The sequence below is a fragment of the Sphingopyxis sp. BE235 genome (genome assembly GCF_031457175.1).
GTDB lineage: Bacteria > Pseudomonadota > Alphaproteobacteria > Sphingomonadales > Sphingomonadaceae > Sphingopyxis.
Genome location: NZ_JAVDWC010000006.1, coordinates 1 through 23,634, shown reverse-complemented (window position 1 = coordinate 23,634; position 23,634 = coordinate 1). Strand labels below are relative to the sequence as shown.

At 62.5% G+C, this 23,634-nt stretch carries 33 protein-coding genes; 15 read left to right on the top strand and 18 right to left on the bottom strand.

Translation table 11 applies throughout. The annotated features are described in order from the left end of the window. Positions 1-6: 6 nt before the first annotated feature. The 15 genes from J2X38_RS20440 (at position 7) to J2X38_RS20370 (ending at position 14,268) form a co-directional block, all read left to right on the top strand. Complete coding sequence (locus J2X38_RS20440; protein ID WP_310256932.1) at positions 7-477, top strand: hypothetical protein; 471 nt, start codon at positions 7-9, stop codon at positions 475-477. Between the two features lie 200 nt (positions 478-677). After that, complete coding sequence (locus J2X38_RS20435) at positions 678-4,244, top strand: phage tail length tape measure family protein (RefSeq protein ID WP_310256929.1); 3,567 nt, start codon at positions 678-680, stop codon at positions 4,242-4,244. Continuing rightward, the gene (locus J2X38_RS20430; protein ID WP_310256926.1) at positions 4,244-5,992 is read left to right on the top strand and encodes a hypothetical protein; all 1,749 of its coding nucleotides are present in this window, start codon (positions 4,244-4,246) and stop codon (positions 5,990-5,992) included. The genes J2X38_RS20435 and J2X38_RS20430 overlap by 1 nt, the downstream gene beginning before the upstream one ends. Beyond that, complete coding sequence (locus tag J2X38_RS20425; protein WP_310256924.1) at positions 5,989-6,801, top strand: phage BR0599 family protein; 813 nt, start codon at positions 5,989-5,991, stop codon at positions 6,799-6,801. Before J2X38_RS20430 ends, J2X38_RS20425 begins: the two co-directional genes overlap by 4 nt. Before the next feature lie 10 nt (positions 6,802-6,811). After that, the gene (locus tag J2X38_RS20420; protein ID WP_310256921.1) at positions 6,812-7,048 is read left to right on the top strand and encodes a hypothetical protein; all 237 of its coding nucleotides are present in this window, start codon (positions 6,812-6,814) and stop codon (positions 7,046-7,048) included. Beyond that, the gene (locus J2X38_RS20415) at positions 7,045-7,254 is read left to right on the top strand and encodes a hypothetical protein (RefSeq protein WP_310256918.1); all 210 of its coding nucleotides are present in this window, start codon (positions 7,045-7,047) and stop codon (positions 7,252-7,254) included. The genes J2X38_RS20420 and J2X38_RS20415 overlap by 4 nt, the downstream gene beginning before the upstream one ends. Next, the gene (locus J2X38_RS20410; protein ID WP_310256915.1) at positions 7,244-9,496 is read left to right on the top strand and encodes a phage tail protein; all 2,253 of its coding nucleotides are present in this window, start codon (positions 7,244-7,246) and stop codon (positions 9,494-9,496) included. The genes J2X38_RS20415 and J2X38_RS20410 overlap by 11 nt, the downstream gene beginning before the upstream one ends. 15 nt (positions 9,497-9,511) lie before the next feature. Beyond that, the gene (locus J2X38_RS20405) at positions 9,512-10,168 is read left to right on the top strand and encodes a DUF2793 domain-containing protein (RefSeq protein WP_310256913.1); all 657 of its coding nucleotides are present in this window, start codon (positions 9,512-9,514) and stop codon (positions 10,166-10,168) included. Further along, positions 10,165-10,800 carry a hypothetical protein gene (locus J2X38_RS20400; RefSeq protein ID WP_310256911.1) on the top strand — a complete coding sequence of 212 codons (636 nt, stop codon included), beginning with the start codon at positions 10,165-10,167 and terminating at the stop codon, positions 10,798-10,800. The genes J2X38_RS20405 and J2X38_RS20400 overlap by 4 nt, the downstream gene beginning before the upstream one ends. 99 nt (positions 10,801-10,899) lie before the next feature. Beyond that, positions 10,900-11,160, top strand: coding sequence for a hypothetical protein (locus tag J2X38_RS20395; protein WP_310256907.1), 261 nt, complete (start codon positions 10,900-10,902; stop codon positions 11,158-11,160). Further along, complete coding sequence (locus J2X38_RS20390; protein WP_310256903.1) at positions 11,135-11,758, top strand: glycosyl hydrolase 108 family protein; 624 nt, start codon at positions 11,135-11,137, stop codon at positions 11,756-11,758. Before J2X38_RS20395 ends, J2X38_RS20390 begins: the two co-directional genes overlap by 26 nt. Before the next feature lie 334 nt (positions 11,759-12,092). After that, positions 12,093-12,512: a hypothetical protein gene (locus tag J2X38_RS20385; protein WP_310256902.1), complete on the top strand. Its 420-nt coding sequence runs from the start codon at positions 12,093-12,095 to the stop codon at positions 12,510-12,512. Further along, positions 12,509-12,799 (top strand): hypothetical protein, encoded by a 291-nt coding sequence (locus tag J2X38_RS20380; RefSeq protein WP_310256900.1) that lies wholly within the window; start codon positions 12,509-12,511, stop codon positions 12,797-12,799. The genes J2X38_RS20385 and J2X38_RS20380 overlap by 4 nt, the downstream gene beginning before the upstream one ends. Continuing rightward, complete coding sequence (locus J2X38_RS20375; protein ID WP_310256898.1) at positions 12,796-13,008, top strand: hypothetical protein; 213 nt, start codon at positions 12,796-12,798, stop codon at positions 13,006-13,008. The genes J2X38_RS20380 and J2X38_RS20375 overlap by 4 nt, the downstream gene beginning before the upstream one ends. 9 nt (positions 13,009-13,017) lie before the next feature. Next, complete coding sequence (locus tag J2X38_RS20370) at positions 13,018-14,268, top strand: hypothetical protein (RefSeq protein ID WP_310256896.1); 1,251 nt, start codon at positions 13,018-13,020, stop codon at positions 14,266-14,268. A gap of 12 nt (positions 14,269-14,280) precedes the next feature. Here J2X38_RS20370 and J2X38_RS20365 read toward each other — a convergent pair whose 3' ends face one another. From J2X38_RS20365 to J2X38_RS20280, 18 genes are all read right to left on the bottom strand, one after another. After that, the gene (locus tag J2X38_RS20365; protein WP_310256894.1) at positions 14,281-14,586 is read right to left on the bottom strand and encodes a hypothetical protein; all 306 of its coding nucleotides are present in this window, start codon (positions 14,584-14,586) and stop codon (positions 14,281-14,283) included. Between the two features lie 89 nt (positions 14,587-14,675). Beyond that, positions 14,676-15,698 (bottom strand): site-specific DNA-methyltransferase, encoded by a 1,023-nt coding sequence (locus J2X38_RS20360; protein WP_310256891.1) that lies wholly within the window; start codon positions 15,696-15,698, stop codon positions 14,676-14,678. Between the two features lie 127 nt (positions 15,699-15,825). Further along, entirely contained in the window at positions 15,826-15,975 is a 150-nt protein-coding gene (locus J2X38_RS20355) for a hypothetical protein (RefSeq protein ID WP_310256888.1), read from the bottom strand. A gap of 71 nt (positions 15,976-16,046) precedes the next feature. Next, on the bottom strand, positions 16,047-16,298 hold the full coding sequence (locus tag J2X38_RS20350) for a DUF2312 domain-containing protein (RefSeq protein ID WP_310256885.1): 252 nt from the start codon (positions 16,296-16,298) through the stop codon (positions 16,047-16,049). A 65-nt stretch (positions 16,299-16,363) separates the two neighbouring features. Continuing rightward, positions 16,364-16,909, bottom strand: coding sequence for a hypothetical protein (locus tag J2X38_RS20345; protein WP_310256882.1), 546 nt, complete (start codon positions 16,907-16,909; stop codon positions 16,364-16,366). Next, a complete protein-coding gene (locus J2X38_RS20340; RefSeq protein WP_310256880.1) occupies positions 16,906-17,196 on the bottom strand; it encodes a hypothetical protein in 291 nt (96 codons plus the stop codon). The genes J2X38_RS20345 and J2X38_RS20340 overlap by 4 nt, the downstream gene beginning before the upstream one ends. Next, complete coding sequence (locus J2X38_RS20335; protein ID WP_310256877.1) at positions 17,193-17,525, bottom strand: hypothetical protein; 333 nt, start codon at positions 17,523-17,525, stop codon at positions 17,193-17,195. Before J2X38_RS20335 ends, J2X38_RS20340 begins: the two co-directional genes overlap by 4 nt. Next, positions 17,519-18,262 (bottom strand): hypothetical protein, encoded by a 744-nt coding sequence (locus J2X38_RS20330; protein ID WP_310256874.1) that lies wholly within the window; start codon positions 18,260-18,262, stop codon positions 17,519-17,521. Before J2X38_RS20330 ends, J2X38_RS20335 begins: the two co-directional genes overlap by 7 nt. A 44-nt stretch (positions 18,263-18,306) precedes the next feature. Beyond that, positions 18,307-18,618, bottom strand: coding sequence for a hypothetical protein (locus J2X38_RS20325; protein WP_310256872.1), 312 nt, complete (start codon positions 18,616-18,618; stop codon positions 18,307-18,309). Between the two features lie 27 nt (positions 18,619-18,645). Continuing rightward, on the bottom strand, positions 18,646-18,921 hold the full coding sequence (locus J2X38_RS20320) for a hypothetical protein (RefSeq protein ID WP_310256870.1): 276 nt from the start codon (positions 18,919-18,921) through the stop codon (positions 18,646-18,648). Positions 18,922-18,954: 33 nt separating this feature from the next. Further along, positions 18,955-19,596: a hypothetical protein gene (locus J2X38_RS20315; protein WP_310256869.1), complete on the bottom strand. Its 642-nt coding sequence runs from the start codon at positions 19,594-19,596 to the stop codon at positions 18,955-18,957. Positions 19,597-19,609: 13 nt separating this feature from the next. Then, a complete protein-coding gene (locus J2X38_RS20310) occupies positions 19,610-20,233 on the bottom strand; it encodes a hypothetical protein (protein WP_310256867.1) in 624 nt (207 codons plus the stop codon). An 11-nt stretch (positions 20,234-20,244) separates the two neighbouring features. Further along, positions 20,245-20,703 (bottom strand): hypothetical protein, encoded by a 459-nt coding sequence (locus J2X38_RS20305; RefSeq protein ID WP_310256864.1) that lies wholly within the window; start codon positions 20,701-20,703, stop codon positions 20,245-20,247. Between the two features lie 11 nt (positions 20,704-20,714). Beyond that, a complete protein-coding gene (locus tag J2X38_RS20300) occupies positions 20,715-20,900 on the bottom strand; it encodes a hypothetical protein (protein WP_310256860.1) in 186 nt (61 codons plus the stop codon). Beyond that, the gene (locus J2X38_RS20295) at positions 20,897-21,268 is read right to left on the bottom strand and encodes a hypothetical protein (protein ID WP_310256857.1); all 372 of its coding nucleotides are present in this window, start codon (positions 21,266-21,268) and stop codon (positions 20,897-20,899) included. The genes J2X38_RS20300 and J2X38_RS20295 overlap by 4 nt, the downstream gene beginning before the upstream one ends. Further along, positions 21,265-21,570: a hypothetical protein gene (locus J2X38_RS20290; RefSeq protein WP_310256855.1), complete on the bottom strand. Its 306-nt coding sequence runs from the start codon at positions 21,568-21,570 to the stop codon at positions 21,265-21,267. The genes J2X38_RS20295 and J2X38_RS20290 overlap by 4 nt, the downstream gene beginning before the upstream one ends. Next, complete coding sequence (locus J2X38_RS20285; RefSeq protein WP_310256852.1) at positions 21,567-21,689, bottom strand: hypothetical protein; 123 nt, start codon at positions 21,687-21,689, stop codon at positions 21,567-21,569. The genes J2X38_RS20290 and J2X38_RS20285 overlap by 4 nt, the downstream gene beginning before the upstream one ends. 196 nt (positions 21,690-21,885) lie before the next feature. Continuing rightward, entirely contained in the window at positions 21,886-23,073 is a 1,188-nt protein-coding gene (locus tag J2X38_RS20280) for a hypothetical protein (RefSeq protein ID WP_310256849.1), read from the bottom strand. Between the last annotated feature and the right edge of the window lie 561 nt (positions 23,074-23,634).

Below are 23,634 nucleotides of genomic sequence, written 5' to 3'. Positions count from 1 at the left end.
GGACAAATGGGTAGCCTCAAAGACGTTGTGGTCAAACGGGAAACTGTGAAGACGGCCGGCGGTGATTTCACCGTCGGCCCGCTCACGGCCTCCGACATTCTCGCCATCTATGTCGCACACCGCGGCGGCTTGCAGTCGATTTTCGATGCCTACAAATCGGGCAAGGATCCGGCCGGCATCATCATCGACATCATCGCCACCTTCCCGGACATCGCGGCCGAAGTGATTGCGCGCGCCGCCGACGGCGACGAGTGCGACGAAGCCACGATTACCACGGCCCGCACGCTCGATTTCGGCGCGCAGCTTGACGCCATCGAAAAGGTCGGGGCGCTCACCGTTTCGTCGGTCGGTGGCTTGGGAAATCTGGCGGCTCTGGTCGAGCGCCTGGCCGGGAGCCTCAACGCGACGATGGCGCAACAGGAATCACTCTCGCCGGATGGGTCGAAGACCTCCGCGAGCAGTGCTCCCTCCTCCTAGACGCAGGACATCCCAACGCTTGGGACTACCCGCTCTGGTTGGTTTGGCAGGAGACGGCATTCGTCGTGAAGCGGGTCAACGACCGCATGGCTAGCGAAGCCACCCTGTTCCGCGCTGCCGCCGTTTCGGTGGTCTCTCCAAAGGAGGGCGGCGGCATCTTTCGAAAAATGGTCTCAGCGCTGTTGGGGAAATAAGAGTCGATGTCGAAGCGTGATGTCCAACTTGTTATCCGGGCGCGCTCCGAGGCCGATCGTGCCATCGACTCCATTTCCTCGGCGCTTCGCACGCTCTCGGGCGTGCAGGATGACGTTTCGAGTTCCGGCGAGCGCACGAGCAACACGCTCGAAAAGCTCTCCGGTGCGTTCAAGGCCGTCGATGCTGCGGTCGCAAAGATCGACCAGTCCGTCGGCACGGCGTCCGCTTCCTTTTCCGCGCAGCAGCGGAGCCTCGCAGAGAACGAAGCACGCTATGCGTCGCTGACCCGCGAGATTGCCTCGGCCGAGCAGGCGATCGTCAACACCCGCATCGCCATGCAGAGCGACGGGTCCGCCGAACTGGTCGGACGGCTTGCGGGCGCACAGCAATCCTATCGCGGCCTCGTGTCCGAAGCCGGCCGTCTCAACACAACGATTTCCGCACAGCGCGGCGATGTCGAGGCGGCGGGCAATGCCCTTCGCGGACTCGAGTCCACCGCGATTGCGGCCAAGTTGTCCATCGGGGACCTCGGCGATGCCGGGAAGCGCGAAGCGCTCGAGTCCGCCGTCGCCTCCCGCGACGCGGAAGCTGCCCTGCGCGAGCGTGTTGCCGCGATCCGCGAAGTTGCCCGCGCGCAGCAGGAAGCCGTTCGCGATCAGATTGCCGCCGCCAAGCAGGAAGTCGCCGCGCGCAACGCGCAGAGCAGCATCAATTCGCAATTGGGCGTCCGGGACATCGGCTCCGGTGATGCGCGACGTTCGGCGGAGGTCTTCGAGGAACAGGCCCGGTCGCAGCGCGCCGCCGCGCAGGCGAGTGACGAACTTGCTGCCGCAGCCGACCGCTTGCGCGCCCGCGCGCGTCCCGCCGCCGTCGAGCAGGACCGCATCAATAAGGAAATGGCCGAGGCCAAGACCCTGTATCAGGCCGGTGTTATTTCCATCCGCGACTACATCGCGGAATTGCAGCGCCTCGAAACGCAGATGCAGCGCGTCCAGTCCGCGCAGGGCGGAGCGAACGGCAACCGCAACGCGCCGAACGAAATCAAGAACAAGCTGGGGCTCCGGCCCTATGAAACGCAGAACCTGCTCTATCAGGTCAACGACGTTATCACGCAGCTTGGATCCGGCGCCCCCCTTGGCCAGGTGTTCGCGCAGCAGGGCGGGCAGATTCTCCAACTCTTCCCGCAAGTGCTCGATGTCATCCTGAAATACTGGCGCGGCCTCACCCTGGTCGGTGTAGCTCTCGCGCCCGTGATCATCGGCATGGGTCGCCTCAACGAGGTCGCCGCAATGCAGCGCGACTTTGCGGCCAACCTCGCACTATCCGCCGACAAGGCTCGCTATAGCACCGACGCGCTCGTCGAAAACGTCGATGCCCTCGACCAGTATGGCGCCAGCCTCGAAGATGCCACCGCCGCGGTCAAGACCTTCCTCTCGGAGGCGGTGAACCCCGAACTGCTCGACGAGATGGGTCGATCAGCGCAGAACCTTTCAGACATCACCGGGAAGGAACTGACAGACTCCGCGGAGGCGGTCGCCAAAGCCTTCACGGGCGGATACGAGGCGATTGCCGATTTCGACGACAAGATGAATTTCCTCACGCTGAGCGAGCGCGAGCAGATTCGTGCGATGTTCGACAGCGGCGAGGCCAGCGATGCGCGGGCGCTCGCGTTCCAGCGTTTCTACGAGAAGGCCGAACAGGGCGCCGAGGAAACCCGCACGTCGTGGGATCGCATGACACGGCAGATGACGCTCGCATGGGCGGACTTCCGCGATTGGATTTCCGACACGTCGTTCCTGCAAAACTTGCGCCGCGAAATTGACGAGGTTGCGATCGGTGCAACCTATCTGCTCGGGCGCATCCGCGGCCTGACCCATGAGGCCGCCGGCCTGAATGCCGTTGGCCGTAACGCCGTCGGATCGAACTCGGTCGTCAACCAAGGCATGAACCTTGCGATGCGGGCCGTGGGCGGTTCCGCGAGCGCCGATCCCTATGATGCCAATAGCGCGCGAGCCCAAAAACTCGAAAGCGATCGTCTGTACGACGAGGCTAAAAAGAAAAAGCCGAAGAAGGGTCGCAGTGGCGGCAAGAGCGACGCTGAATATCAGGCCGACCTCAACCGCGAAATCGAACGCGCCAACAAAGAGCGTGAGATTCAGGCCGAGCAGACGCAGCGGACCAACGTGCTCACCGGGCAGGCGCTCATTCTCGAACAGCGCCGGCAGGCCATTGCCGATGCCGTTCGCGCCGTCGAGAACAAGGCCACGAAGGACGGCAAGCGGAAACTCGACGTGTCGGCCGCACAGCGCGCCGAAATTGAGCGCACCGTCGGACTCGAGTTCGATGCGAAGAACGCCAAAGCGCTCGCCCAAGCCGAACAGCAGGCACACGAGAAGAAGATCAACGACCTCATGGGCCGCCGCCGCGAGTTGCTGGCCGCCATCGAGTTCGCCTCGCCCGGCAGCGACACATACAAGAATCTGCAAACCGCCGTGCTCGGCGTGAATGTTCAGATCGAACAGGCGACGAAGGACAGCATCGCCTTCTGGCAGGCCATCGCTGGCGACCCGACGAAACTCGCGACCCTCGGCAAAACGCGCGAGGAGGTCGATAACATCGTCGCCGCGCTCAACAACCAGGCGCTCAGCAATCGTCGCGACGTGCTGGACGCAGCTTCCAAGCGCGCACAGGCCGGGCTCGACGACCTCCGCGCGATGCAGGGCTTGCTCCAAGAGCAAATCGAGTTCGCACAGCTTCAAGGCGAAGGGGGCCGCGCAGGTCAGCTTGCCGAGCAGTTGGTTATCGTCAACGACCGCCTCACGCAGGGTGCCGGTCGCGCTATTGAATTCTGGCGGAATCTCCGGGGCAACCCGGATGATTTGGCGCTCATGGGCCTCACGCCCGAGGCGGTCGATAATATCATCCTCGGTCTCGAAAACACCATCTCGGCTTCCGAGCGCCTTCGCACTCAATTTCTCAAGACCGGGGCCGCCCTGAATCAGGACCTCGCGAACGGTGGCGCGACCGCGTTGGAGTCGTGGGCTCAGGCTCTAGCCAATGGCGAAAACGCACTCAGTTCCCTCGGCAAGGCGTTCCTCGGATTTGCTGCCGACTTTCTCCTCCAAATCGGGCGGATGATCGCACAACAGGCGATCTTCAACGCCATCTCCGGGGGTACTGCGGGCGGTGCGGGTGGAGGGGGCGGTTTCCTGTCCGGTCTCCTCGGCGGCCTTTTCCACGGCGGCGGCGTGGTTGCCAGTGGTGGGCGCGGGCGCACCGTGGCGTCGGCGGTGTTCGCCAACGCTGCCCGTTACCACCGCGGCGGCATTGCCGGGCTCAAGCCCGACGAGGTTCCCGCCATCCTGCAACGGGGCGAAGAGGTGCTGACACAGGCCGACGGCCGCCATCGCCGCAACAGTGGCAAGGGCGGGGGCCGAGGTCTCTCGCAAGTCCTCGCGATCGGCGAAGAACAGATCGCGAAGGCATTGGCCGGAGCCGCCGGGCGGGAAATGGTGCTGACCCATATCCGCACCGAGCGCGCGACGATCAATCAAGAACTCGGGAACAACTAATGGCGGAGGATTACGAACTTCCGGTTTGGGGCATTCGCCCGAATTGGGCCGATCCCGTTCTCGAAACGCTCGAATGGCGGACCGACGTGCTCTCGTCGGGCACGGGGGCCGAGCAGCGCATTGCATATAGGATGGCGCCACGGCGTCTCGTCGAAGCGCGCTTCAACCCCTTCGAGAATGAGCGCACCTTCGCCGACCTCGCCTTGCATCGTCTCGGGCGCAACGAGTGGATGATGCCACTGTTCTTCGACGCGGCGAAACTGGCCGTCAACGCCGCCCTTGGTGCAACGCGCCTCGACTTCTCCACGGCCTATCACGAGTTTTCGGCCGGGGGGATGGCCTATCTCGTTGGCCCCGATTGTTTCTCCGGGGAAGCCGTGCGCATCGAAGCGGTGGACGACAACGGTATTGACCTCACGACGCCGCTCGTCGCCGGTTGGGCGGCCGGCATGACAATTCATCCGCTGCGGCGCGGGCGTTTCGAGACCCCGAACGGCAGGCTCTTGACGAGCCGCGTCGCCGAACTCCGCGCTCGCTTCGAAATTATCCAAGGCAACGACCTCTCGGCGGAAGGAGATTGGGCGACCTTGAGCGGCGGGATTCCTGTCCTCACCGCGAAATCCGAATGGTCCGAACCGATCGATTTCGACCTTTCGTGGCTCAGCGAAGAGTTCGACTCCGAAACGGGGCTCAAATACGTCATCGACGACGCGGGCCGCGCGTTCCGCCAGCAGCGCCACGCATTCGTGCTTCAAGGCGCGCAAGAACAGTTCGAGTTCCGCCAATTGCTCTATCGCCTTCGTGGCCAGCAGCAACCAATTTGGGTGCCGACGGGCGGGGATGACCTCAACGTTGCGGTCCCCAAAGCAGCCGGCGTGACGCAGATCGACGTGCAGCAAGTGGGCTTCGCCTATGTCGGCGGCCCGGCCGATGGGCGGAATCGCTTGCATATGCCGAACGGCCAGATTGTGCTGATTGACAGCGCGGCGACGATTGCCAACGCCCGTGAGCGCCTGACGCTGGCCGCACCGACCACGGCGCCCCTCCCAATCGACACTCGGCTCAGTTTCATCGAGGCATGCCGACTGGCGGGTGATTCCGTCGAAATCGAGCACCTTGGGGATACCGAGGGCGTCGCCCGATCGACGCTCGCTTTCACGGCATTCGCCAATCGCCGTTCGGCTACGACGGCCGCCCAACCGATTCCCGAAGCTACCAAAAACAGCATCCAGTGCGGGAACCCTGGATTTGCAGGATTGTCTTGGCAACTTCCCTGCTTGTCGGGAGGTTCGGTTTGCGCATGCGCCGATCCCGCGCCGCAGACTTATGGGGCCGGCGGAATCGAGGGCGTCAGTTACACGCTCAATCTGCGGGTGCGGGCCGTGGTTGAAACCTCCGCCTATTCCGGGGGCACTCCGCACGGTTCGAGCGGGCGGGTTATCAAGAATGCCACCGGCCATGCTCCCGGTGCCCATAACGTCTATGTGCTCCACGTCAGCGACCCGCCCGCCAGTTATTATCTGAACAATGGGGACGGCGGCGAATATGTGACGGCGATCGACTATGAGGTCGATATTCCGATCAACGGGGGTGCGACCGTCACCCTGGCCGCAAACTCCGAAGGTGGCACCCAAATTGCCAACATCGGAGCCGTCGTCGTCGCGAATGATGACCCGGCATACCCGATCACCGTCAGCCAACCATACAACGGCCAGTTCATGCAGATCGACGGAGAGGCCCCGGCATGAGTTTCGACAACTTTGAAATCAGCAATTACGGCGGTCGCCCGGTCTATTTCTATGAGTTCCGTTGGGGCAATTCGGAGTGGTTCTACACGTCCGCGGATCGTCCCCTTATGCTCGGGACACAAGAATATCAGCCGGTCCCCATTTCCGATGACGGAATTACCAGTGGTGCCGCCTCGCCGGGCGAGTTCAAGATCAACTGCGCCGCCAATCTCCCCGTGGTCGGCTTGTTCCGCGGCACGCCTCCGAGTGAAAAAGTGCGCGTGACCGCGCTGCGGAAACACATCGACGACCCCGAAACGAAGGTGATTTTCACCGGAAAGATCGACAATGTGAAACGCCCGAACGGAGGTGCAGAAGCGTCTCTCATCTGTTCGAGCGGTAAGCAGCGTCGCGGTGGTCTCCGCCTCACCTGGTCGCGGACATGCCCCCATATTCTCTATGACGGCCAGTGTCGCCTCGTTCGGGCGCTGTTCGCAGAACCCGCAATCATCGGGAGCATCACCGGCAACAGCTTCACCGTTGAAGCGGCACCGCACGCGAGCCTAGGATGGTTCGACGGCGGTATCATCGAGTGGGATGCCGACGGGCTCGGCACGCTCGAAATGCGCGCCATCGAGCGCGGCACCTCAACGACCACCTTTCTTATGTTCGGTCGCACCGACGGCCTCGTGGTCGGGCAGGCAGTCGCGATGTATCCCGGATGCGACCGGCTACCGACAACTTGCAATTCAAAGTTCAATAATTTAGTGAACTTTGGAGGGATCACGCAGCAGCCGGGCGAGTCGCCTTTCGGGCAGAACATTTTCTAGGGGGCTCCCGTTGCCATTGCCATTTCTCGTCAGTTTTGCGCTCATGTTCGCGAGCTTCGCGATCACGGCGCTCCTGTCTCCTCGCCAGCGCATCAAACCCGCCTCCCTTGAGGAGTTCGATTTCCCGCAAATCGAGGAAGGCACCGAACAGGCCGTCTTCTTCGGTGATTGCTGGACCGCCGGGTGGCAGGTTCTGTGGTGGGGCAATATGCGGACGAAGAAGATCAAAAAGGGCGGAAAGAAGTGACCGACCTTCGCGTCTTCTCGCGCCACATGCGGTCGGCGCAATTGTGCATGCCCGGCGCCCGGCGATGGTTCGCCGCGCACGGCCTCGATTGGTCGGACTTCGTGACGAACGGCATTCCGGCCACGGTTCTCGGTCAATGGGGCGACCCGCTCGCCGCGCGTGCGATCGAACAGGCGCGGGCCGAGGAGACCAACGATGGGCGGTAAAGGCAAACAGACCGTCGGATTCCACTATCTGTTCACGTTCGTTGCGGGATTCGGACGTGGGCCGATCGACGAGCTTGTCGAAATTCAGGTCGCCGACAAGACGGCTTGGTCGGGCTCAGCGTCCGACGCCACGCCGCACGCTATCAATTCCCCGAATTTGTTCGGCGGCGAGGAGAAAGAGGGCGGCATTCAGGGCGCTTTTCGGCTCTTGCAAGGCGGCGCCACGCAGGTTCTTCCGCCGGCCGTCACCGTGTTCACCGGATCCTCAAAGCCCGTCGGCTCGGTCACGATCCCGAACGTGAAGAGCGCGCTTGGGGGCCTCGTCTCCGAGTTCCGAGGGTTTGTGTCCTTCGTGTACGACGGGCTCGTTACGTCGATGAACCCCTATCTGAAAGATTGGAAATTCCGGGTTCGTCGTCATCGCGCGGGGTGGCACAACGACGACCCGTGGTATCCTGAGAAGGCGGTCGTCTATCTCGAAAACGGCGCCATCCACGCAATGAACCCGGCGCATATCATTTATCAGTGCTTCACCGATCCCGATTGGGGGAAAGGCGAGGATGCCGACGCCCTCGACGAGAACAGCTTCGTTTACGCAGCAAATTTGCTCTGCTCGGAAGGCTTCGGGCTCTGCCTCCCTTGGTATCGCCAGGAGGATGTTGACGCCTTCATTCAGGTCGTGGTCGATCACATTGGCTGTCTGATTTACGAGGACCGCACGACCGGTAAGCAGGTCATTCGCCTCCTGCGCAATGACTATGACCCCGCGACGATTCCGCTGTTCACGCCGGATACCGGTCTTTTGGCGATCGAAGAGGACGACAGTGCTTCCGCCGAAGCGGTCAACGAAATCGTCGCTACCGGATTCAGTCCGGTTACGCGCGGCGACATTCAGGTCCGGGCAAATAACATTGCCGGCTGGCATTCGCAGGGCGGCCCGATTTCACGCCCGATGGAGTGGAAGGGCATCCCAACCCGAAGCCTCCTGCTCCGCCGTGCCCAACAGGAACTTCGCACGCTCAGCGGCGGACTCAAACGGTTCCGCCTGCGCCTTGACCGGCGCGCCTGGCAACTTGCGCCCGGATCCGTCATTCGCATTTCCTCGCCCCGGCACAACATCGAAAACATGGTCGTTCGACTTGGCGAAGTTGGTGAGCAGCGCGGCGCGATTACTGCGCGCGTCGCAGAGGACGTGTTCGCCCTCCCCTCGACCACCTTCACCGGCTCGGCGGACTCCGACTGGACGCCTCCCGCCCAACAGCCGGTGCCCGCGCCCGACGATGCGCTGTTGGAGTTGGGCTATCGCGACCTGTACCGGGCGGTCGGGCCGGGAGACCTTTCGACCGCGACCGAGACTGACGCCTCGGTCGGCATGGTGGCAACGTCGTCAGGTGGCTCTTACCTCTACAACCTCGCCACCAAGGCCGACGGAGAACCCAATTACAGCATTCGCCTCAACCAGCCCTATACAGGCTTCGGCGCGCTTTCCGCAGACATCGGCCCGCTCGACACCGCGATCGTTCTCCAACAGCCGTATGAACTCGACGCAGAAAGCGTCGATCAAATGTTCCGCATCGGCGACGAGGAAGTTTGGCTAACCTCATATGATCCCGCGACCGGCGATGCGACAATCGTCCGCGGTTGCAGCGATACCATTCCCTCTGCTCATGCGGCCGGGTCGAGCGTTTGGGCGATTGATGACGACCTCGTCACCGATGGTCGAACCTATGTGACCGGCGAAACGGTGCTGGCGAAATGTCTTCCGCGGACGAGTTCGGCCGTGCTCGACGAAAGCGAAGCAACCGAACGAAGCCTCACGCTCATCGGACGCCAAGTCCTCCCCTATCCGCCCGGAAATGTGAAGGTGGACGGCACCTCTATTTTCAGTTTGATCGGAGAGTACGCAGAGCCCGTCATCACATGGGCGCACCGGGATCGCGTGATGCAGGAGGACGCGCACGTCGGCCACGGGGAACCGTCCATCGGCCCCGAGCCGGGGGCGACCTACAATCTTCGGCTCTATGACCTCGATGACAATCTCATTCGAAATACGACGGGTCTGACGACGGACACCTGGACTTACGACGCAGCCATGCAGGCCGCCGATTCCGCGCCCTCGGTCGTCCGCGTCGAACTCGAAACCGAACGCGACGGCCATGTCTCGTGGCAACACTATTCTTTTCTCGTCATCCTCAAAGGAGGCTGGGGCTACGGCTGGGGCTTCAATTGGGGCGGCGCTTAAACATCGGAGACTGTTATGCGTACCCTCCCCAATCTCGGGCTGACTGCCTTCTTCGCGCTTGGCGAGGACGGCTGGGACGACGAAATGAGCCTCAACATGCTTCGTTTGAGCGTGTTGGCGCAGGGTCGCGCGCTTGACAAAGTGGCGGCCGAACCCGGCGGCGCGGGGAACGGCGATGTCTATATTCTCAACGAAACGCACGCCACGCACGCCAATCAGATTGCCATTCGGGACGACGGCGCGTGGGTCTATGTGACACCGCTCTCGGGCTGGCTGCTCTACAACGAGGCGGGCGAGTACTATGAGAAGTTCAGCGGCGCCAGTTGGAACGAACTGGTCACGGGTGGAAGCGGCGGCGGCAATTCCGTCGTGCAGACTGAGGTCGCTGACTACACGGTCGCACCAGGCGACGACAACCACTTCGTGCGTCTCACCGCTGCGGCGGCGAAGACCATCTCGATCGATTTGAACGCCACAACCGCGCTGCCTGCTAATGGCGAATGGCATTTTCGCAATGTGGGAGCAGGAGACGCAACATTCGATCCCGATGTCGGGGTTACGGTTAATGTTCCGGCGGGCGGAACACTGGTTGTTCCGCAAGGAGGGACCGTGACGTTGAAACGCGCGGCGGCCGACGTGTTCGATCTCATCGGACAGACGGTGCCGGCATGATTGTTGGCATCATCGCTCAGCAGGCCCTCGCCAGTTCGGGGCCGGGGCCGACTATCTACGCACTAAATCCTGCCGACAAGTCGGGACAAATCGCTCTCTCTAATGGCGACCGAACCGCCCGCAAGGCAATCGGCGGTATAGGATGGCGGTCTGCCCGTTCAGTCACTTCGCATACATCTGGAAAGTACTATTGGGAGTGGACCCCCGATGAGTTCAGTGGGTCGTTCATCGGAGCCGGTTTTCAGACGGGAGCGGCGAATCTGGAAAGTTACTCGGGTTCGCAGGATGTCAGCCTAGGTCTCATCAACGAAGGCTCTCTTTTCCGCAACGGAGGAGCGACCGCTTCCGGGATCGGCGGAATGTCGGAAGGCGACACCATCGCCATGGCCATCGACCTAGACAACAGTCTTGTGTGGTTTCGGCGCAATGGCGGCAACTGGAACGGCTCGGGTACAGCAAACCCCGCCACTGCTACCGAGGGCTTCGCTCTCAACGCCGCGATGGTGACTGGCACCCCCGCGATTTTTGCTTCGGCCTCGGTGCAAGCAGATCCCGGCGACCAGTTGACGGTTAACTTCGGCCAGGTCCCGTTCGGCTCTGCCCCCCCTTCCGGTTTTACGGCTTGGGGCTAACGCGCAAGGTCAATTTTGTATGCTGATTATCCTTGCACCGAAAGTTGCCGTGCCTAGAACTTCAACTTAATAGTGATCTTCTGAGCAGGGACATTGGCTATGCGCATCAAAGAGCAATTGTCCCGTTGGTCGAAGGATTGGGGCGTCCGTCTTGCGGCCGTCGCCGGAACTCTCACCACGGTCATCGCCTCCAATCAGGACCTCCTTGTCGGGATCATCGCCTTTCTGCCGTCGGGCTACGCCCGGTTGCTGGCGGCGATCGGGCTCGGGGTCGCGGTCTTCGGAGTGCCGACGGTCACGCGCCTGCTTCAAGACAAGCTGACGGGAAACACCGATGACAAATCAACCGAAGCCGAATAACGGCGCCGTCAAGAAAGGGGGCCTCGCGACCGCGATTGCCCTCATTCTGGCCGCCGTTTTCTCCGTCGAAGGCGGATACGTCAACGACCCGCGCGACCCCGGCGGCGAAACCAACCATGGTGTCACCAAGCAGGTCGCCCGCGCGAACGGTTTCGACGGCCCGATGCGCGACCTGACGAAGGTGCAGGCAGGCGACATTTACACCAAGCAGTACATCGAGAAGCCGGGCTTTGTCCCTGTCATCGATCTTTCGCCGGCCGTCGGACACGAACTGGTCGACTCCGGTGTAAACGCGGGTCCCGGCCGTGCCGCGCGTTGGTTTCAGGAGACCCTCAATCACCTAAACAACGGCGGTCGCGATTACGCGGACATCGCCGAGGACGGCCAAGTGGGTCCCGGCACCGTCGCTGCTTTCCGTTCGTTGAAAGCCAAGCGTGGCGCAGAACTTTCCTGCGTTCTCGTGCTGCGGCTGCTCGATGCGAAGCAGGCAGGGCACTACATGCGCCTCGCCGCGAACGACAACAAGTTCGAGGCGTTCATGGTCGGCTGGACCCGCACCCGCGTCGAGAACGTCGAGCGGACGGAATGCGCAGCATGAAGCGGCTCGCGCTTGGCCTTGTCCTCTTGGGCTGCTCCGGCAGCGCCATGGCGGGCATTTGGTCGAACGCACTTCCGCCCGAACGATTCCGGGGCGCCGGGACAGCAGTCGTGCAGATCGTCCCGGCTTGGGCCGTGTCGGCGCATTGCGGCGTCACACCGCCGGCCGGATGGGAAATTCAGGCATGCGCCAAGCACTCCCGCCCCCTTCGCACTGTGATTCTACCTGACCCCTGCCCCTTCGCCGAAGCCGGCGAGGACTTCGCGCGCCGGGCTTGTCACGAATTTGCTCATGTCCGCGGCTGGTCCGCGCAGCACCCCGACTGAGGATCCAGATGCTCGGAACACTTCAAGATAAGCTGATTGCTGGCGGCCTGGCCGTCGCGCTCACCGTTTCGGTCGGCGGCAATATCAAGCAGGGCTTCACCGCGCGCGACCTGCGTACGACCGTTCGCACGTTCGACAAGCAACTCAACGACCCGAAGACCGGGTACGTCGCGCGGCTGACAACCTGCAAGGCGAACAATCAGATTCTCTCTGTGGGCATCGACCGCCAGAACGCCTCGATTGCCACGAACGCCGCGCGCGGTGCTGCCGCCGTCGCCGATGCGACCCGCAGCGTCGCCGACGCGCAGGTGAAAACGGCCGAGGCGCAGCGCAAGGCGACCGCCATCCTCAACACCCAACCCTCCGGCGATACCGCGTGCGCAAAGGTGCTCGACGTGGACGCCCGGCTTCTGGAGTCGCTCAAATGAAGCGCGCCGCCGCAATTCTTCCGCTGCTCGCGCTCGCCGCCTGCGCCCATGGCCCTGCACCCGAGCCCGAGGTTCGGATTCAGGAGGTTATCGTGGAGCGGCCGATCGCGTGCGTGCCGGACAACCTCAAGGTCGCGCCGGTTTACCCGGACACCGATGAAGCCCTCGCCGCCGCTGCGGACGCAAGTGCCCGTTACGCGCTGTTGTGGGCGGGCCGCCTGCTCCGCGCCGCGCGCGCCGATGAGGTCGAGCCGGTCATCTCGAAATGTCGGGAGGCCGCACAATGAGTCTGCGCGAGGCGCTCTCCGACGCTACCCGACACTGGCTGGATGCCGCGTCTTTCGGCGTCGTCTTCGCCACGCTCGTCAATTGGTTGCCGTCGATGGCCGCCGGAGCGTCACTGCTCTGGTCGCTGGTCCGGCTCTACGAGACGGCCACCGTGCAGCGCATCCTCGCCTGGATCGGGCGCAAGCTTCGCCGAAATAAGCAAGACTGAGGGACAACCATGGCAAATCATCACGTTGATCCGGCGCTCAAACAGTGGGCGTCGCCGCGGCAGAGCGAATATATCGACCTGCTCAACCAGATGGGCAGCGCCCGTGAGGTCGCCCGTTTCCTCGGTATCAACAATTCCGCCGTCTGCCGGGCCATCCAGTCCGTCAAGGTGAAGGCCGCAGCGCACGGGTACAGCCCCGTCCACGGGCTCAATTCGCCGGTCCCCGAGCCGTTCATCGCCAAAGGCCACTCGACGCTCGAACGCATCGACAAGGTCACGGGTGCGCGCACGCAGGTTCTTCAATGGACCAAGACGCGGCTCGACGATCAACTGTGGGCCGAATCGATCAAGGAAGGCATCGCAGCCTTCCTTGAGGAAACGCCGCAACTGGACGTGCCCGCGGCGCCGCTCGATTACGACACCGACATCATCCCCTGGATTCAGATCGGCGACGCCCACCTCGGGCTGCTCTGCCATGCGGCCGAGGTGAACGAGAACTTCGACCTCAAGATTGCCGAGCGCGAATTGCTCACCGCGATCGGGATGCTCATCGAGGGCCTGCCGGCGTGCGAACGCCTCGTGATCAACGACCTCGGCGACTTCACCCATTACGAGAATTTCAGCGGCACGACCGAGGCCAGTGGCCACGCGCTCGATTACGACACGCGATTCCCGAAGATGGTGAAGGTGTACAGCCGCGTTATGCGCGCAATCGTCGAGATGGCACTGGCAAAAGCCCGGCACGTCGATGTCATCGTCAACCAGGGCAACCACAGTCGCACGAACGACATTTGGATGGCCGAACTGCTTGAGGTGGCTTACGGGCACACCGGGCGGGTCCACGTCCTGAACAACGGCAACGTGTTCATCGGCTATCGCATGGGCAATACGCTGGTGATGACCCATCACAGTGACAAGTGCCGCCCGAAGGACCTCATGGGCGTCCTGATTACCGACTTCCGGCGCGACTTCGGCGAGACTGAGTTCCACTATATCGACATCGGGCACATTCACCACGGAATGTCGTTCAAGGAGCACCCGAGCGTCCAACTCGAATCCTGGAACCATCTCGCGGCGAGCGACAAATGGGCGCACGACGCTGGCTATCGCGCGCGCAAGTCGATTTCGATGGTTCTGCGCAGCCGAAAATACGGTGAAATCGGCCGGCGCATGTTGCCAATTCAGGAAATTCGCGACCGCTTGCTTGGCCTGGAGGCTGGCACTTCGCGGCTCACGACGAAAGAGGCATTTACCGTCTAGCGACGGAGCGGCTTAGGCCGCCTTACGCAACTCACTGACGCCCGCACTCGCGAATGATGCGATTTCACCGAGCCGGTTGAAGAAGCCGACTTCGATGCCGCCATATTGGCCCTTTTCGGTGATAGCGCTCGCGACGTGGCTGAGCACCATGCCGAGTTGACCGTCGTTGCATGCGGCAACCAGTGCGTTCGCATACGAGCGGCCGGTCCAATTGTCTTGTGCCCAATCGCCCGTTTCTGCGGGCCTCGCCCAATAGTCGGTTACGACCGTTCCCACCGTCAGGACGAACGGCAGGTTCAAAATTCCCTTATTTGTCATAGATTCTTCCCTCAACAAACGTTCCCTCGAATTGCGAGTCGTAACGACACCGGGGGAAACATCAATAAAAAGTTGACGTGTTCAGACGATCAAATGAGGCCGTCGAGCGTCGCAAATTGGGTCGACTCCGAAACGATCCCAAATCGGCGCACAATGTCGCTGACATATTCGGGATCGCGCTCGACCAGGATGCAGTCGAACCCCTCAGCGCGCGCGGCTTCCGCAGTGGTGCCGCTGCCGGCGAAGGGGTCGAGCACGGTGCCACCGGGCGGCGTGTACATCCGCGCGAGGTTACGCAACAGACGGACAGGCTTGACCGACGGATGCTCGGATCCAGCGCGATCGTCACGTGACGCCTTGGCGTTGACGATGAGCGACGGGTCTTGCTCGAACGCATGGAAGAACTTCGCCGAGTCGCCGAGTTCGGCGAGCACGAGGTCCGAGCCGTCGTGGACCAGGTTGGCCGGGTGGTAGCCCTTCCCGTCTTCGGTCGGCACGCGGGACGCGGCAATGTTGATGGCGCCGACGCCGTGCGCGCGCAGGTTCTCCGGCCCGTTCCGGCAGTCAAACGGCCGCTGCCCAATGTAGATCGGTTCGAGCGCTGGCTTTTCGGCCTGCGCGCCGTAGGACCATCCCGCCCACTGCACGATTTCCTCGGGCGTGCCGCCGAGGCGCTTGAATGCCTTGTCGGCCGGGTGGGGCTTGGGGAGGCCGCTATCGTATGCCCACCCCTTGAACGGATGGATCGTGAAGCCCGCCAGTTCCATCGCCACGGCCTGCCAATGGCCGGTGCGCGGGCTCGCGAACGCGGCGACATAGCCACCGGGCAGCAGTAGTTCGAAGATCAACTGCCAGAACTCGGGGTCGAAGCTGATTCGCCGCCCCTGCTCGTCGGCCGCGTCCCAGGTCTTGCCCGTGAAGCGCATACCGGCGCGAGTAAATGCCCCATCATCGCCGAACTGCGCGGCTGCGGCCGTGGCGCTACCGAAGCGCCGGGCGATGGACTCGAGGAAATATGGCGGATCGCAGATAACCGAATGCACGCGGACGCCGCGGGCGATCAAACTGCGCAGCACCTCATATGAGCAGCCGTGGTGGAGGGTTATGGTCATCCACCGACCCTCATCTGACACGAGTATTTGCATGGCTCAGACTCCTTCCGAATCACTGAGCCATACCTACTAGGCACGGAATCATTTGTAGGAAAACAAAAAGAGAACAGACGAGGAACAAAAGTTCTCACGTGGTCGACTCCTCGCGGTCGAGTTCCTGCCGCAGGTCGCCGCGAAGCGCCTCCAAAACCTGAGCCGCATAGCGGGTATTTTCCCCGGATTGCGGGCGCTTGGCCTTGCGGTGGAGCGCCGCGATCCGGTCGTCGATGAACGACAAAATACCGCGGCGCTCCTTGCTGTTCTCTGGACCCGTCTCGTCGTTTTCGGTCCACGGTCGGCGCTGCGCTGTCACAGATCGGCCGCGAACGACATGCCGAGAGCCGCCATGTAGGTGTCGAGAATGGCTTCCATCTCTTTGCGATCCGCGACCGGAAGTTTGCGGAGCCGGACGACCTGGCGCATAATCTTCGGGTCGTAGCCCTGCGATTTGGCCTCGTTGTAGGTGTCGCGAATGTCGTCCGCGATGCCCTTCTTCTCTTCTTCCAGGCGCTCAACGCGCTCGATAAAGAGGCGCAGTGCCTCGTCAGATGCTTCCGCCATTCCGATGTCTCCTGAGTTGTGACCGATACCAGTCATGGCAATTACCTCAATTTAAAAGTGAACTGTTAATCGCGCGGAAGCACGCCGACATAGTTGGTCGCCAGCACCCCGACGAAGCGGTCAACCTCCGCTTCGAGGTCGGCGAGCGCGCCGTTGTTGTCGATCCGCAGCATGAGAGCCGGGTTGTATTCGATGTCCATGGAGTCAGAGCCCTCGGGCGGCACGCCACGTCCGCTCGCGTCCACCCACGCCACCTCGTCGAAGAGGTGGTAGGATGCGACGAACTCGCGATGGGTCCGCATCCCGACATAGACATCGGCGACTTCGAGGATCGCGGCCGACAGGCGCGACGGGTCGGCCTCGTTGTAGTCGGCGATGATGTCCCGCCAGGTTGCGCGATGGTTGACGCGATCGGCGTAGCAATCTTCAAGGCTGTCATAGACGATACCGCGGCGCGCCAGTTCGGGCCGCACGACCTGTTCGGCGACGAAGAAGCTGGACGATCGGAAGTCGAAACCGTGCTTGTCGCGAAGGATTTCGGCCACGGTGTCCTTGCCGTGGCGCGCATGGCCAAGAATGAGCAGGCGCGGCTTTTGGAGCGTGTTCGTCATAGCAAGTCCTCGATGTTGCCGGCGGTGCCGGTGGCTGCGGAGCGGAAGGCGTAGAAAGCCTCCCACACCGCCGGGTTGACCTCGCGACCGCAGCGCTCGACGGCGAGCCGCAGGGCCTCAAATTTCTCCGGCGCCCGCCCTTCGGAAAGGACGACGGGGAGGTTGGTGATTTCGTAGGCGCGTGCGACCCATTGGCCCTCCTCGTGCCAACGGAAGTGCAGGCGGTTCCAGAGCAGAGCGGCGCGAAAGAAGTCGCTCCACTCCGGCAACCGGGTCAGGTCCCTCAATCCAGACAAACCCGGTCTTTCAGGGCCACCAGAACCGCACGGCCCTCGTCGGTGATGCTCAGGCGATCGACGCAATCAATGCGGCGCCCGACGAGCTTGAGGAGCCCGTGGATCCTGAGCATGCGGGTGTCGGCGGTGAACCACGTCTGCTCGGGGCAATTGTTGGTGATTGTCCCCTGCCCTGCGGCGCTGAGGGCGACGAAGGCGAGCGGGCGCGCCAAGATGGCGTCAATCGACTCCTCCTGCGTGTAGACGTGCCCGTTCGTGTTCACCGGAGCGTGCGGATGCTGGATCGGGCGCACCGAGCGCGCGGGAAGGCGGCTCAGCATTTCTTGCCTCCGTCCGCCCGACGGTTTTCGACTTTGTGGTCGGCCCGATTCCGGTTGTACGCCCGTTTCTCCTCGATGATTTCGAAGAGGGGGATGCCCTCGTGGGCTGCGAGCGCGATGATGCGGAACAGGGCGACGGTCAGCCAGTAGCGCGCGACCCGAACCTTGTCCTTGCGGTATCCCTCATCGAGGGACTTCGCGAGCGCACCGACGATCCACATGAGGTTGCCGCCCGGCCCGGCATTGGTGATTTCCCGATACGAGCGCGCGACACTGGCCGAACGATGTTCGTTGTGGGCAATGATGAGCGCGTATTCGTCCGAGGATGCACGCTGCTCGGCGCCCAACTGGTCGAGCAGCCGAATGGCGCAGTCGCCGAGTTCGACATGATAGCCGGGACGGTCGGGCAGCTTGTCGTCGTTCAAACCGTCGCGGCGTGCGTCTTCGGCCTCGTCGAGTTCCGTGACGCCGAGCATGAGCATCTCGCCGCGGTTGCGCGTGTCGAGCAGGTCCGCGCCCGTTGCCAGATCGGTCCACCATCCGGCGACCCGGTTCTCGTTGTGGATTTCGGCCGCCAGATAATCGAGCCCCTGGATGAGGTCGTGTCCGTATCCGAGCACGTCGGCATGGACATGCTCATAGCCGGTCCCGTTACATTCCGAGCAGTCGGCCGCCGACTTCGGGCCGCCGCAGCATGGGCAAAGCTGGTCGGTTCGTCCGTGGTAAATCAGTGTCATCGCCCCGTCCTTTTGCGAAGTTCAACAAAAAGGTGATATTCAGGTCAAGCCGGAACAGGCCAACCCTTGCGGCGCGCGTACCGAATTTGCTGGCGGGTGACAGTGCTCGGGGCGGGTGGCGCGGGCTTTCGCCACAGCTTGGCAGGCTTCCGCATGCGAACAGGGAGCACATGGTCGAGCATCGCCGCCATCTTGCGTTGTGCTGCGAGGCGTTTAGCCGAGATGAAGGTCCAGCCCCGGCGCCCGAGCGTGCGATAAGACCCGTCGGCGAAGACCTTCGTCGGCTGCGGGCGGGGTTCGTAATCGGGCGCGCTGCGAATGACTTTGCGCTGGATCCGGCGAGTGAAACTGCTCATTGGTTCGTCCCTTCCTGGTGATGTCGATTATTGCTTGGTTTCGAAGTAGCCGGGGCGCTTGGTGCCGGGCTTCTTGCGCGGGATGGCGTACTGGTATTCCATCCGCCCCTCGCGGCGCTGCGCCAGTTCGACCTCGCCGGCCTCGTAGCCCTTGCGGGCCGTGGCGATGGCGTCTGCCTCGGGGCCTTCGTCCGGCCACGGGTTGCCCGCGTAGCGCTCGGCAATGATGAACTTGTCATCTGCGCGCTTGGGGAAGCCGACGCGGCTCAAAATCGGGGAATCGGGAATGATGGTAGCAGCCATGATAGTCTCCAAGTTCAATATTAAGTTGATATTCTAGGCAAGCGGAATCGACAGGGAATCGCAGGCTTCGAAGTCCCAGCGATGGAATTTGGTCATGTGGTCGCGGCCGAGGAGGCCGAGCAGCGGCGGCTCGCCGGGCGCAACGACGTTCGTTGATCGCGGCACTTCGAGACCGAGGCGCGCGCCGATCGCACTGGCGTCCGGTGAGTAGGGCACGATTTCCGTTCCGAGGTCGGGCCGCAGATAGTAAAACTGCGACTTTCGGTTTTCGGCGTAGGGGTGCTTGCAGGCATATTGCGGATGGAAGCCGCCTCCCCCGGTCTGGTCGTGCTGTGACGTGAAGATCACCTGGTTGTCCACCAGCCATTCCTCGAACGTCCGGCCCTCGACCTGCGCGCGCTGGATCCGGTTGTGCTCGTCATATTCGGGCCGAACGGCATGCTCGATGCCGAAGGTCTTGAGATAGTTGTAGAGGCTCCACATGCGGGATTCCGGGTGCCGCAACACGCCGACGCGCCGCCAGCGGTCGTATCCGAACGGCACGCCATCGGCTTCCATGTGCCGGTAAGGCATGAAGGCTTTCGGATATTCGGCGAGCACCGTCCGATAGAGGCTCCCCGTCCCGGTGCGGGGCGGCAAGATGACGACGGTCTCGATTTCAGGGATAATCAGCATTTGCCTCTCCACTTCAATAAAAAGGTGATGTTCCGGGCATGATTCCGTGCTTTGCGCAGTGGGCTTCCCAATTCCGGGCTTCGACCCACCCGCGGTGCGGATCGTGGAATCCCCATCGGCGCACTGCCGGGCCGGTGATGAAGATCGTCCGAGCCTCTTGTTCCATCGTGGCCCCGGCGGGTGGATGGTAGACCGGAACGCGCTTGAGTTCGAGCCGGTGCGCTTTGCGGCCGGTCCACCGGAAAGTCATCGAGCCAGGTGGGCACCAGCGGCGCTCGTGAAGTCCGCCCTCATGGATGATATGCTCGTGATACCCGCCTTCGAGCACAATCGAGAAGGACCAGAAGGGGTGATCGTGGAGTGCGCGGTCGTCGTCACTGCGGTGGATGATGTGGTAATAGATGCTCCCGAACCACTTCTGCCGGAAGCGCCACCAGCGGCGCATATATGCCGGAGTGCGCAAGTCCTTGGGAATTCGCACGTCGGAGCCGCGCGAGCGGGTTAGTTCCCGGTGGCCGGCAAGGAGCCACTTCGTGACGGGCTCGGGCAGGCGGCGGACGAATGTCGCGAGCGCCCAACAGCCGACAAACAGGGGCGCGGAGAGCGCCAGTCCGGCGTAGAGTCTGGATTTCTTCATCGTCCGCCCCCTCAGCCGTGCCCGATGGCGCGCATGATGTCGCTGTGCTCGCCCCCGCAGCCGTCCGACGGGATGCCGGCAGCGTGCAGGACTGCGGAATGCTCCTGCTGAGCGGCCGGGCGGTAAGCCTGCTCAACCGCCACAGGACACGGCATGACCGGGGAGGCAGCTTTGGTCTCCTCAGGCACAGCTTGTTCGCGGTGCCAGGTCAGGAATTGATGAACTTTGCTTTCCTTGCGGAGATTGAACCGGGTGCGCTCCGCTTCCGTGAAGACCTTCATCTCGATAAACTCGATGGACGCTTTGGCGTCGGCCAGTTCCTCAATCAGATCGTTGCGCAGGTCGGCACCCGACCAATGGACGGTCTTGCCGCCCATCATCACAATGCGCCCGATAACCTGCAACGCCTCGCCGAACTCCTCGGTCACTTTCGCGATGCCGGGCCAAACCTTGTCACCAAATGCGAACATCGTCGTATCTCCTAGATTGTCTGCACCATCGCGCTAAATTCGAGCCCGAGGAGCATGAGGACGAATCCCGCGCTCGTGCTGCTGCGTTCGAGCCGCAGGTCGATCCAGAGCCAGCGGTGTTGCCAATAGGCAGGGAACAACTGCCAGTGGCAGGCGGCCCGAGCCATCGCGCGGCCGAGTTCGAGGGTGATTCTCATCGCGCGATGCTCCCGAGCGATTCTCGTGCTGCGGCAATGCTTCGTCCAAGTTGGAACATCGGAGGCCCGCCGAGTGAGGTGTCGTTCGTCGCGTTGTAATCATCGAGGGCAGCAAGGGCGGCGGTGGCGTCGCGCTCCAAGGTGGTGATTGCCCTACCGAGCGCGCGCCGGTTCTCGACCTCGCGGTTGTTGGCGGTGAGCAGTTCGGTCACGCGGCGATCGTGCTCGGCAATATGGCCTGCCAGGGTTTCGATATGGGCCTGCTGCGCGACCCAAGAGGCGTCCATGGCCTCGCCACGGATAAGGTCGTGCCCTTGGTCCCAAATCTTGCGGGCGATGGCGCGGTGGGCGTCAGTAGTTGTGGTCATTGGTCGTTCTTCCTGTTGCTCTTGAACAGCAGCTTCGTTTCGGTGGCCGGGTAGACGACCTCCCCTGCGCTGACCGGCCAAGCCGAGCCCGTGAGCAGGTTGACGACGAAAACGGCGTTTCCGATGCTGTGGTGCTTCTCGACGGCCGCGCGGGTGCTGCTGTCCAACGACAACATCATGTGCGGAGCGCCTTCACGAACGAACACCTGACCGGGTTCCATATTCCCGAGAGGGCGACCGCCAGCGGTTTCCTCGACATGGACCATGTGGTGAGCCGAGCGCGGAATCTTCGTGCTGCTCATCGTCCGCCCCAAATCATCGCGCGGAAGAACTGCCCCACCCAAATCAGGCAATAGAGGATACCGATCCCCGTGCAGACCGCGCCCGCGGTCACGAAAATTTCGCCTAGCGTTTTCAGCATTTCCCTGCCCTCCTGATTTGGGCGACGATGTTCTTCGAAGCCCGGTCATTGTCGGCGTGGCACGGCTTCAACGGCAGGATCCCCACGAGGCGGCCATCGACTTTGATCTTGCGGTGTCGGCGCCCGTGCTCGACCGCATAGGGGCGGCCGGTGGCATCGAGGGCCTCTTGCACCTGCTTAGGGAGCCGGACCGACATTACGACGCCCGAGCGATGTCGGCAGCGTCCCGCAGAGCGTCCGAAAGGTCCTTGAAGCCGTTGAGAAAGGCCCGGACGTTCGCGAACCTCTCTTTCAGGCTATCCCGCTCGCGCCGGGCCTCGTCGCGTTCCTGCCGCAGTTCGACGGCGTCGCGGCGATACACTTGGTGTGCGGAGAGCAACTCCTGAATCCTATCGACGGCTTCGCTGTATTTGTCGGAGACGGCAGCATATTTTTCGATGAGTGCGTCGCGCTCAGCACGAGGAACCATCGGGGTCGGCCACTCGGCGATCGTCGGCTTGTCCGCTTCGAGTTCGGCCGCGAAGCCGTTCACCCGGTCGGCATATGCGAAATAGTGATTCTTCCGATAGGTCGGCCAGGTGGTGGAGTGGGTTTCGGTCGTGATGTCGGTCGCCACCTGCCGCAATCCGCAAGCGACCTTGGCCATAATGTACTGGTCGGCGAAGCGCGCGCTGACACCGTGGTTGACCGCGTCGTGGATGGCCGGCGCCTCGGCGGCCGACAGCTTGCCGAAGCTGCTATTGGCGAACATTGTCCGCGTCCCTGCTTCGTGGCGGCTTTGCGGAAACTCCGCTCTGCGGGAGGCCCAAGCGCGATAGAAAGTCGCTTTCAGAGGTGCGTCGGTCCACCAACTGATAAAATTTCCCGCGGCTTCGTGCCAATAGACACCCGGCGGAATCGCCCCTGCCCCCTCTGCAATTTCACCCCCGCCCCCCTTGCGATTTTCGGAGAGCGGGCCGCCCGTGAACAGGGGGCGTTCGCCGTTGAAGTTGAACGACTTGCGATCCAGCACGGCACCGAGAGCCTGCCACTGGCCGGACGTGGTGCATTTCATCTTCTTGAACAGTTCGGCGTCGGATTGCCGTTCAAAGCGCGCAATTAGCGTGGCGCCCGCGTAGACGTGGTATTTCCCGTTCGGGGACCAATACACCGACCAGGTTTCACGATCCCCGGCGGGGCTGGCCGTCCCGTCAGCGTCCGCGGCAGGGATCGTGAACTCGTCGAACTGCCGGGCAATCATCGCGCCCGCGCTCTTGTTGCTCTCGTGAACGGTGACTTCGACCGCTTCGGCCGGTGCGGTAGCGAGCAGCGTCCGCTTCAATTGTTCGAGCCAACGGGTCTTCCCGCTGCCCTGCTCCCCGTAGACCGTAATCGTTGCTCGCATGAGACTCACTCCTCAACTTTTTCTTGCACTCCGTATGCCCGCCCGATTCCGATGATGTCAACTTAAACTTGAACTCCTCGCCAAAATTCTTCGGTATCCATTTCCCCGGAATAGGATTCGCCGTCGATTTCCTCGGGCTATTTTCCTCGGTCCATTTCCCCGGCAGGGCAGCGTTTCTCCGGGATTACTCCCTCTCATGGGCGTATATGGGTGCGCCTGCCAGCGGCCAGGCACGGGGGCGTGCTCACGCGCGAGCGCGCGGGATTCCTTATCGGAGGGGGTCGGGTTTTCGGCGACGCTGGCGCCCCGCATCATCTCAAGTTTTTATTGATTTGTTAGCGATTGGGGGCTAGCTTGCGAATCACTGAAACGGCACCCGAACGGCGCCGCCAACTGGAAAGGGAATTGAGATGACCGGTTTTGTTTACTCCGATAGCCCCGCCCCGCAGCGGGTCCGCATATCGTGGGATGTCAAACGGCGTTCAAAAGGGACCCCCGATCGGCGTCGAAGAGGGACCCCCTTTTCGGATAATATGATGCTGGTTTGTTGAAGATGGCCTT